Consider the following 9,131-nt stretch of genomic DNA (forward strand, 5'->3'; position numbering starts at 1 on the left):
TTATTTTTAAACCTATCGTTTTGCTACCGAAAACCTATCGTTTTTGAGGCAAAAACGATAGGTTTTTAACATGAAAATGATAGGTTTTTAAAAAAGGCGTATTTATTGGCCGAAAAAAATGCACAGTTTCATGATGAAAAATCAAAGAGGTAAAAAAATAAAATACAAGATTATTTTGTACTATCTGCAAAGACGGAAAGGATAAAATTAAATAAAACTATTTATTTTTGCAGTAGTTTGAAATGGAATGATCGGTATGGAAAATTTGCAGGCTATTAAACAGCGGTTCGAGATAATCGGTAATAATGACGGTTTAAACCGGGCTATCGATATTGCCACGCAAGTGGCTCCGACAGATTTATCGGTATTGATTACAGGAGAAAGCGGTGTCGGAAAAGAAGTGTTTCCCCGTATTATTCACGCATATAGCACTCGCAAGCATGCCACTTATATTGCCGTCAATTGCGGTGCGATTCCGGAAGGAACGATTGATTCCGAACTGTTCGGACACGAGAAGGGGGCGTTTACAGGCGCCTTATCCGACCGCAAAGGCTATTTCGAGGTAACAGACGGCGGTACGATTTTTCTTGATGAAGTGGGAGAACTCCCGCTTGCCACGCAATCCCGGCTGCTCCGGGTGCTGGAATCCGGCGAATTTATCCGGGTAGGATCTTCAAAAGTATTAAAGACAAATGTACGGGTTATCGCCGCAACCAATCTCAATATTCCCGCCGCCATTAAAAACGGCAAGTTTCGCGAGGATTTATATTACCGCTTAAATACGATTCCCATCTCTATCCCTCCCCTGCGGGAGAGAAAAAGCGATATTACCTTGCTTTTTCGCAAGTTCGCTGCCGATTTTGCAGAAAAATACCGGATGCCGCCTATTCGCCTGACAGAGGATGCCATGCTGATTCTGGAAGAGTATCGTTGGCCGGGAAATATCCGTCAATTAAAAAATATTACGGAACAGATTTCGATTATCGAACAGGAGCGGAATGTAGATGCCCTTACGTTAAAGAAATATCTTCCGATAGAACAAAACAGCCTGCCGGCTCTCTCGGCGGGAAGTGAGCAACACGATACGAATTTCGCTTCGGAACGGGAAATTCTTTATAAAATCCTTTTCGATATGAAGAAGGATATGAACGATTTGAAGCGACTGGTATACGGGATGCTTGAAAAAGGCGAAGCTTCGCATCCTTCTGTTTCCGACATTACTTCACTGGTTTTGAAAGACCAATACCCGACGCTCCCGTCGGAAGTGATAAATTCCACGACAGACGCCGGAGCACATCCTCTTTCCTCTATTCAGGAAACAGAAGCTGTCATTGAAGAATCGTTCTCTTTGGAAGAAAAAGAAAAAGAACTGATTGTCAAGGCTCTTGAAAAAAATCACAGTAAACGCAAATTGGCGGCAAAGGATTTGGGTATTTCGGAAAGGACTCTGTACAGAAAGCTGAAAGAGTATAATCTTGAAGATTTTTAACAATCGGGAAATGAATTCCGTTTTAAGAATTCATTTTATTTTCCAACTCTTAATTACTACATTTGTCGGAAATATTGCACAGGCATGAAGTATTTAAAATATATATTTTTCACACTATTCATCGTTATTTGCTGCGGCTCCTGCAAGCTGGCATCCATCAGTTATTCCATGACGGGAGCCTCCATTTCTCCCGAAGTGAAAACTTTTTCCGTCGACTATTTTCAAAATAAGGCATTGTTGGTAGTTCCTTATTTGAGTACGCTGTTTACGGAAAAGTTACAGACTTATATGCGTACGAAAACGAGCTTGAAAGAGATGACGGATAATAACGGAGATATTCAGTTTTCAGGGGAGATTGTGGGGTACTATCAGAAACCGATAGATATTCAGCGGGATGAAATTGCCACTTCAAACAGGCTGACTATTGAAATACGAGTGAAGTATATTAATACGAAGGATGATAAATATGATTTCGACTCCAGATTTTCCAATTATGCCGATTACGATATTAATGCCGATTTCGATGCGATAGAGGAAGAATTGATTACTCAAATTTTAGATAAAATCATTGACGATATTTATAACAAAGCTTTAGTCAATTGGTAATAGGATATAAATGAAAGCGGAAAAACTAATCGATTTGATCTGCCACCCTGAAGAAAACAGGAATGGTGATTTACTGGAACTTGAAAGTCTGGTAAACCGCTATCCCTATTTCCAATCGGCCAGGATTCTTTATTTAAAAATATTAAATATTTCCGCCCTTGCCCGGTTTCGTAATGAACTAAAAGCAAATTCCATTCACATTACCGACCACAAACAGTTTTATAAGTATCTGCACGATTTACTGGATTTTGATTATTTACAGCCTGAAAGTCTGAATGAAGACAAGCCGCTTTCAACTATTGTCAATGACCGTATTCATGAAATCAACGGATACAGGACTGTAAATTCCGTCGGTATTCCGGCCAATAAAGAAAAAAATCCGAAAAAAGAGGAACGTCCGCGGGAAGAAGCCTTGTTGAATGTGGATTTTTCCGCCCCTCAGGCTTATACCCCTCCAATTTATACTCCTCCGACGGTTCCCGTCTCACCACCTCCTGTCGTCAAACGGGAGGAACCGCAAGAGCCGGTTATATCCAACCCTATCTTTTTGGACAATATGCCCGGAGTCATTGCGGATTATGACGAACTGGAGAATACTTCCGCCGATTATCAACAACCGGTACAGATACAGGAAACACCTAAGGAAACTCCACCCCCTCCTATCGAATATATCGAACTTATCCAGGAGGACGAGCCGCAATATTCAGTTCCGGAACCGGAGCCGGTTGTCCAGAAAAAAGAGGAAGAGTTCCCCGAAGTCCGGACGACCGTTTACCGCCTCGAAGAAACGGATACTCCAGAGAAGGAACCGACTATCGGTGAGCTGGCTGCATTGGTGAACAAGAAGAAAAAAGAAAAGAAAGAAGACCAGGATAAACTTATCAATAAGTTCATTACGGAAGACCCGACTATTCCCAAAGGCAACTTAGAGGAAATCGAAGAAGGCGACCTTTCCGAAGAAAGCGGTATGGAGAAAGAAGATCTTTTTTCCGAAACATTGGCCAAAATCTATATCAAACAGCAGTTGTATGAAAAAGCCATTTCAACTTATATAAAATTAAGTTTGAAATATCCGGAAAAAAGTGTTTACTTTGCAAACCGTATTGAAAAAATAAAAGAAAAAATAAATAATTCTCAATAACCATGTATACTGTAATTATCGCATTAATCGTAATAGTCTGCGTATTACTGATATTAATTGTATTAGTACAAAATTCAAAAGGCGGAGGGTTAGCCTCTTCATTTGCTTCTTCCAATCAAATTATGGGCGTAAGAAAGACAACAGATTTTCTGGAAAAAGCAACCTGGACGCTTGCCGGTGCCATGCTTGTTCTTTGTATTATTGCCGCTTTGGCTATTCCAAGAGGTGAAATAGGAGGACAATCCGCTATTCAAGAACAGCTTCAACAAGCTCCGGCTAATCAGATTATTCCTTCTTTTGGTACGGAACAGATTGAAACTGAAGCAGCAGCTTCTGCCGGAGAACAGCAATAAGAAACAATCGAATATAGCAAAATGTCAGTATGTCAGCCATACTGACATTTTTTTGTACTTTTGTCACCCGTCGAAAGGACATTTTTATTTTTGGCATGAAAAATGATAAAAATTAATACGCAATCGGAAGCATGGAAGATGCAACCGTAGAAGTCTATAAAACGTAAAAATTAATTATAAACTAAAAAACAACGTTATGACACTGAAAACCGTTCTTAACAAAATTATCGTTGAGCCTGCAGAAGCAGAAACCGTAACCAAAGGTGGAATTATTATCCCGGATACGGCATTGGAAAAGCCGCAGAAAGGTACTGTTATCGCTACCGGTAAGGGTAAATCCGATGAGCCCATGGAAGTAAAGGCAGGTGATACCGTATTGTTCGGAAAATATTCCGGTACTGAAATCCACATCGATGATAAGAAATATTTAGTAATGAATCAATCGGATATTTTAGTTATTTTATAAATATTCCCTGTGTTATATAGCAAGATTTAACGTGATATAAAATTAAAATAGAAACACTATGGCAAAAGAAATAAAATTCAATATCGAAGCCCGTGACCTGATGAAAAAGGGTGTTGATGAATTGGCAAATGCTGTAAAAGTAACTCTCGGACCGAAGGGCCGAAATGTGGTTATCGAAAAGAAATTCGGTGCTCCTCACATTACCAAAGATGGCGTTAGCGTAGCCAAAGAAATCGAATTGGCAGATCCGTATGCCAACATCGGAGCTCAAATGGTAAAAGAAGTTGCTTCCAAAACCGGTGACGACGCAGGAGACGGAACAACAACCGCTACGATTTTAGCACAATCTATTATTAATGTCGGATTGAAAAATGTTACAGCAGGAGCCAACCCGATGGAATTAAAAAGAGGTATTGACAAAGCTGTTGGCGCTGTGGTTAAACACCTTGAAAAACAAAAAGAAGAGGTCGGCAATAACTTTGAAAAGATTCGCCAGGTAGGCCGTATTTCCGCTAATGGAGACGAAACTATCGGTAATTTGATTGCCGAAGCAATGGAAAAAGTAGGTATCGAAGGTGTTATCACAGTTGAAGAAGCCAAAGGTACCGAAACGGAAGTAAAGACCGTAGGCGGTATGCAATTCGACCGCGGATATATCTCTCCGTATTTCGTTACAGACAGCGAAAAGATGATTTGCGAATTTGAAAATCCGTATATCCTGCTTTACGACAAAAAGATTTCTTCCATGAAGGAATTGTTGCCAGTATTGGAACCGGTTGCTCAATCCGGCCGTGCTTTGTTGATTATCGCAGAAGATGTTGAAAGCGAAGCTTTGGCAACCTTAGTTGTAAACCGTCTGAGAGGTTCATTGAAAATTGCCGCTGTAAAAGCTCCGGGATTCGGTGACCGTCGGAAAGAAATGTTGGAAGACATTGCAATTCTTACAGGTGGCGTTGTAACTTCCGAAGATAAAGGTTTGAAATTGGAAAATCTGACGATCGAACAGTTAGGACGTGCCGACAAAGTGACCATTGACAAGGAAAATACAACTATCGTAAAAGGCGCCGGAAAGAAAGAATTTATCCAGGAAAGAATCGAACAAATCAAGAAATTGATTGAAAATTCAAATTCCGACTATGATAAAGAAAAATTGAAAGAACGTTTGGCTAAATTGTCAGGCGGTGTGGCAGTTCTTTATGTTGGTGCTGCTTCTGAAGTAGAAATGAAAGAGAAAAAAGACCGTATCGATGACGCTTTGCATGCAACCCGTGCAGCCAGTGAAGAAGGTATCGTACCGGGAGGTGGCGTTGCTTACATCCGTGCACAAGCTGCTTTGGACGGTTTGAAAGGCGAAACCGAAGACGAGCAAACAGGTATCGAGATTATCCGTCGCGCTATCGAAGAACCGTTGCGTCAGATTGCTTTCAACGCCGGAGTTGAAGGTGCCGTTGTGGTAAACAAAGTACGCGAAGGCAAAGGTGATTTCGGATACAATGCCCGTAAAGATATTTACGAGGATTTGAAGAAGGCCGGAGTTATCGACCCGAAGAAAGTAACCCGCGTTGCTTTGGAAAATGCCGCTTCTATCGCCGGAATGTTCTTAACCACCGAATGTGTGTTGGTTGAAGAGAAAAAAGACGAGCCCGCAGCTCCTGCAATGGGTGGCGGCATGCCGGGAATGATGTAATGTAATTCAATTACGGATTCGTTTAAATAAAAAGGAAGTGATTAAATCACTTCCTTTTATTTTATTACTTCATCTACCGGTACATCCAATGAATCTACCGGTATTGTCTTTTGATACTGAAATGGGAAACAAATTCCTATTTTATAAGCTGTCCTATTTCTCAGAAAACGATCATAATACCCTTTGCCACGTCCAAGCCTGTTTCCACTCCCATCAAATGCCATTCCCGGCACAATTATCAAATCTATTTTCCCATATTCCGTGAAGCATTCTCCCTCTGGTTCGGGAATTGCATAACCTTCACCCAGGTGCAAATTATTTTTTCCGGAAAAAAGCCGTAGCTCCAGTTCATCACCACGCACACAAGGCAACAATATATACTTCTCTTCTGCCCATTTACAGATAAAATCATGGGTGTATACTTCATCTGCCATTGACCAATAACAAACAACCCACCGAGCCTGTATAAAGTGTTCGTTTTCTTCAAGCTGTCTCATTATTTCCGAAGAAAAACGCAATTTATCTTCTATCGAATATAGATTTTTTAATTCCCGAATCTGTTTCCTTAGTTCTTTTTTATCCATCTTGAATCTTTTACGGACGATAAGCCGCAACTCTTAGCATTTTATGATAGTCCTGTTCTTTCATTAACTCTTCTAAGGAAGCGTTTTTCTTCTTCATATAATCTTTTACAATACGGTATCCACACCACACTACCGCTTTTCCCGGAGATTCCGTCGGCATACCGGAACTAAAAGGAGCTTCATTCAGATATTTCCGAAATAACATCTGTTGATTCTCAAATAAATATTCATTATCAACCATGAACTCCCAAATATTTTCCTCATTATCACGACACCACTCCAATTGTTCTAAGGTATAGCCGAACAAACTTGCCAAATTATAATCCGGCAGCAACTTTTCTAATAAATAAATCACTTTCCCCTGATAAATTATACCACTCAATAAATCCAATCTATTGGGATGGAAAGGAAATTCCGCACTTATCCAACCATATAAAGCATCCCGCACTATTTCCCGTTCATTCATGCGTCGACAGATATACCGAGGAATAGGTGTCATTAACATTTGATAAAATACACAATTCTCACCCAAATAGTTGTCCAAACTAATCCCTATTAAATTACTATCTACAACTATTGACTGATTGAATCCCGAAATATGTGTATATACTTTAGGTATCGAACGCAAAGGAAAATATTCTGTATAATTAGCAAAAGCTATCGCAAATTCACGTTCTTGGGCGGCCATATCCGGATATTTCAATTTTACACTATCGTATACTTCCAATATAATACTGTCCTGCAAAAATAAAGACAATAACTCCGGCATCTCTTGGTCATCAGCCTTCCCTATCTGCAATATTCCTTCTACATATAATCTAAAAAAAGTCGAATCTTTAGTTGGCAACTCCTGCACATCAGGTTTCTCCGGATTCAATGCAAACAGATGTTTATCAAATCGAACAATCTCAAACTGTTTCTCTTGCCCCTGTTTAGAAGTACAGCCCCCTAATAAAATAAAAAAAACAATACAAATGCTCTTAAACTTCACGTCGTTTTATTCTAATTAATCACAAAAACCTTATTTTTACAACAAATATACGAATAATGTTTTTAGACCGACAAATCAAAAAAGCATAGGAATTTATCTACATCCGCAAATTAACAATCATTAATCTTATTCATATGCGTATCGCTCTTCCTCAAATAAACTATTTTACAGGTAATATCGAAAAAAACCGGCAGATTATGCTCCAGACTATCGAAAAAGCCAAAACTGCCAAAGCTGATCTAATTATTTTTTCAGAACTAAGTGTTTGCGGTCCTTTTCCACAAGATTTATTAGAAAAAGAACAATTTATCAATGAATGCCGAATTTGTGTCGAAAAATTAGCTCTCGCTTGCGACTCCATGGCAGCAATTATCGGTGCACCTAATCTAGATACACAAACAGGTATCATGTATAATTCTGCCTATTTTATACAAAACGGGGAAGTCGTCGATGGAGTTCATAAATGCGTACTGAGCGATTACGATATTCATAGTGAAAGTCGCTATTTTGTTGCAGGAGAAAATAACCAAGCCATACATTTTAAAAATAAAAATTTACGAATTATTTTTGATGAATATGAATCCGAATACATAGAAAAAAATGATGATTTCATCATCCATATCGGTCTTTCTCCTTTCACTACAGAAAGCTTAACTGAACGCCATCATATTTATTCTTCACTAGCTTTAAAACATAACAAAACTGTCATTTCAATAAATCCTATTGGAGGTAGCACCTCCATATTATTGGATGGTTGCTCTATGGTATTTAATTATAAAGGCAAATTAATCCATCAACTAAAAGCATTTGAAGAAGACTTTTTAATCTTGGATACAAATACAATCGCTAATAGTCACGAAATAAAATTAGCACAAACAACACCCATTGGTTCTATCCACAATGCATTAGTCCATGGAATAAAGGACTATTTCTATAAGCATGACTTCAAGAAAGCAATTTTAGGACTTTCAGGAGGAATAGACTCTGCTATTGTTGCTGCTTTGGCAGTAGAAGCATTAGGAAAAAATAATGTATTCGGGTTATTGATGCCTTCTGAATTTTCCACCGATCATTCTTTAAAAGATGCAAAAGAATTAGCATTAAATCTTGGTATTTCCTATGAAATAATTCCTATTAAATCCATATACGAAAGTTACATACAACAACTAAAACCTTTATTCAAAGATTTACCCTTTAATATTACAGAAGAAAACTTACAAGCCCGTATTAGAGGCATGTTGATAATGGCTATGTCCAATAAATTTGGGTATATAGCTCTAAACACTTCAAATAAAAGCGAAGCTTCTATTGGTTATGGTACTTTATATGGAGATTTATGCGGCTCTCTGTCCGTAATTGGCGATGTCTATAAAACTGATATTTATAAATTAGCAACGGATATCAATCGTAATAAAATCATTATTCCGGAAAATACAATAAAAAAAGCCCCTTCAGCAGAATTACATCCGGGCCAAAAAGATCAAGACTCCTTACCCGATTATCCGACGTTAGACCAGATTTTAAAATTATATATAGAAGAAAACTTATCTGTAGAAGAAATTACCAAACAACATTTCAATTCGGAATTGGCTCTCAAAATTATTAGTATGGTAAAACACAACGAATATAAAAGAGCACAATGTCCACCCATCTTAAAAGTAAGTAAAAAAGCATTTGGTCTTGGAAGAAAATTACCTTATTAATAAGGCGTAAACACACAAAAAAAACAAGATTTGTAATAAAAAAAGAGAGTCTTTTCCAAGACTCTCTTTTTCAAAATTCGGCGTCTACCTACTCTCCCACCAGTGACGGCA

The 9,131-nt window shown here is 38.5% G+C and carries 9 protein-coding genes; 7 read left to right on the forward strand and 2 right to left on the reverse strand.

All coding sequences use genetic code 11. The features are described from left to right. Positions 1-256 precede the first annotated feature (256 nt). From NFR61_RS10765 to groL, 6 genes are all read left to right on the forward strand, one after another. On the forward strand, positions 257-1,489 hold the full coding sequence (locus tag NFR61_RS10765) for a sigma-54 interaction domain-containing protein (RefSeq protein WP_251623982.1): 1,233 nt from the start codon (positions 257-259) through the stop codon (positions 1,487-1,489). A gap of 84 nt (positions 1,490-1,573) precedes the next feature. Continuing rightward, positions 1,574-2,095 (forward strand): LptE family protein, encoded by a 522-nt coding sequence (locus NFR61_RS10770; RefSeq protein ID WP_251623984.1) that lies wholly within the window; start codon positions 1,574-1,576, stop codon positions 2,093-2,095. A gap of 10 nt (positions 2,096-2,105) precedes the next feature. Then, positions 2,106-3,236: a hypothetical protein gene (locus tag NFR61_RS10775; RefSeq protein WP_251623986.1), complete on the forward strand. Its 1,131-nt coding sequence runs from the start codon at positions 2,106-2,108 to the stop codon at positions 3,234-3,236. A gap of 2 nt (positions 3,237-3,238) precedes the next feature. Beyond that, positions 3,239-3,589, forward strand: coding sequence for a preprotein translocase subunit SecG (secG, locus tag NFR61_RS10780; protein WP_251623995.1), 351 nt, complete (start codon positions 3,239-3,241; stop codon positions 3,587-3,589). 196 nt (positions 3,590-3,785) lie between these two features. After that, a complete protein-coding gene (locus NFR61_RS10785) occupies positions 3,786-4,055 on the forward strand; it encodes a co-chaperone GroES (protein ID WP_251623997.1) in 270 nt (89 codons plus the stop codon). Between the two features lie 58 nt (positions 4,056-4,113). Continuing rightward, on the forward strand, positions 4,114-5,742 hold the full coding sequence (gene groL, locus NFR61_RS10790) for a chaperonin GroEL (RefSeq protein ID WP_251624004.1): 1,629 nt from the start codon (positions 4,114-4,116) through the stop codon (positions 5,740-5,742). A gap of 56 nt (positions 5,743-5,798) precedes the next feature. Here groL and NFR61_RS10795 read toward each other — a convergent pair whose 3' ends face one another. Both NFR61_RS10795 and gldB read right to left on the reverse strand, forming a co-directional pair. Then, positions 5,799-6,326 (reverse strand): 5-formyltetrahydrofolate cyclo-ligase, encoded by a 528-nt coding sequence (locus NFR61_RS10795; RefSeq protein ID WP_251624006.1) that lies wholly within the window; start codon positions 6,324-6,326, stop codon positions 5,799-5,801. Positions 6,327-6,336: 10 nt separating this feature from the next. Then, positions 6,337-7,317 carry a gliding motility lipoprotein GldB gene (gene gldB, locus NFR61_RS10800; RefSeq protein WP_251624008.1) on the reverse strand — a complete coding sequence of 327 codons (981 nt, stop codon included), beginning with the start codon at positions 7,315-7,317 and terminating at the stop codon, positions 6,337-6,339. A 134-nt stretch (positions 7,318-7,451) separates the two neighbouring features. On the opposite strand from gldB, the gene NFR61_RS10805 reads away from it, so the two are divergent. Continuing rightward, positions 7,452-9,020 (forward strand): NAD+ synthase, encoded by a 1,569-nt coding sequence (locus tag NFR61_RS10805; RefSeq protein ID WP_251624010.1) that lies wholly within the window; start codon positions 7,452-7,454, stop codon positions 9,018-9,020. The last annotated feature ends 111 nt before the right edge of the window (positions 9,021-9,131 follow it).

Origin of the sequence: Odoribacter lunatus (genome assembly GCF_943193135.1) — a bacterium.
Taxonomy (GTDB): Bacteria; Bacteroidota; Bacteroidia; order Bacteroidales; family Marinifilaceae; genus Culturomica; species Culturomica lunata.

Coding starts and splice junctions, on each gene's coding strand:
- NFR61_RS10770 (WP_251623984.1), top strand. CDS start 1,574: ATGAAGTATTTAAAATATATATTTTTCACACTATTCATCGTTATTTGC.
- NFR61_RS10805 (WP_251624010.1), top strand. CDS start 7,452: ATGCGTATCGCTCTTCCTCAAATAAACTATTTTACAGGTAATATCGAA.
- groL (WP_251624004.1), top strand. CDS start 4,114: ATGGCAAAAGAAATAAAATTCAATATCGAAGCCCGTGACCTGATGAAA.
- NFR61_RS10785 (WP_251623997.1), top strand. CDS start 3,786: ATGACACTGAAAACCGTTCTTAACAAAATTATCGTTGAGCCTGCAGAA.
- secG (WP_251623995.1), top strand. CDS start 3,239: ATGTATACTGTAATTATCGCATTAATCGTAATAGTCTGCGTATTACTG.
- NFR61_RS10765 (WP_251623982.1), top strand. CDS start 257: ATGGAAAATTTGCAGGCTATTAAACAGCGGTTCGAGATAATCGGTAAT.
- NFR61_RS10795 (WP_251624006.1), bottom strand. CDS start 6,326: ATGGATAAAAAAGAACTAAGGAAACAGATTCGGGAATTAAAAAATCTA.
- NFR61_RS10775 (WP_251623986.1), top strand. CDS start 2,106: ATGAAAGCGGAAAAACTAATCGATTTGATCTGCCACCCTGAAGAAAAC.